Source organism: Oligoflexus tunisiensis, from assembly GCF_001748245.1.
Classification (GTDB): domain Bacteria; phylum Bdellovibrionota_B; class Oligoflexia; order Oligoflexales; family Oligoflexaceae; genus Oligoflexus; species Oligoflexus tunisiensis.
In genome coordinates, this window is the sequence record NZ_BDFO01000001.1 from 4,106,978 (window position 1) to 4,107,502 (window position 525).

A 525-nucleotide genomic window follows, 5' to 3' on the forward strand; every position below is an offset into this window, starting at 1 on the left:
TACAGTTTTCGCATTTGCGCAATCAACGGCCGCGATAATCCAGATGAATCTGTCGGGGTAACCGCAACAATCGCAACTGCTGCGTCCCCCGTGTCTATTCCTGCTCCTCCCAATCCCGTATCTCCATCCATTCGCCCCCTTGGTACTTCGATGGCTCTAACTTGGGCCTCCGGAGGCGGTAGCGCAAGCGGCTATCGCATTGCTTGGCTCCCTGGGTCTTCATTTCCGGCAAGCTGCCTGGACGGAAATATTATCCCGGAGTCTGACATCAGTGGAACGTCCCATTCAGTGACAGGGCTTCAATTTGAAACTCAGTATAGCATTCGTATTTGTGCTGTGAATAGCAAGGGAACGCCCGATGTTTCCAGCGGCGTGACGATTCAAGGAACCACGCGCACTCAAGAGCCTCTTGTTCAAATCTCCGGATCAGATCATCACGCTTGTGCATTGACGAGTACTGGAAAAGCATATTGCTGGGGTGGAAATTACCATGGTGCATTGGGCAATGGAAATGCAGATAGCCCG

Annotated in this window: 1 protein-coding gene; it reads left to right on the plus strand. The window is 52.2% G+C overall.

The window, feature by feature from the left end; translation table 11 throughout:
- Nucleotides 1-150 precede the first annotated feature (150 nt).
- Nucleotides 151-525 (plus strand): fibronectin type III domain-containing protein (locus tag OLTU_RS33230; RefSeq protein ID WP_369696386.1); only part of this gene is annotated, 375 nt, incomplete at its 3' end.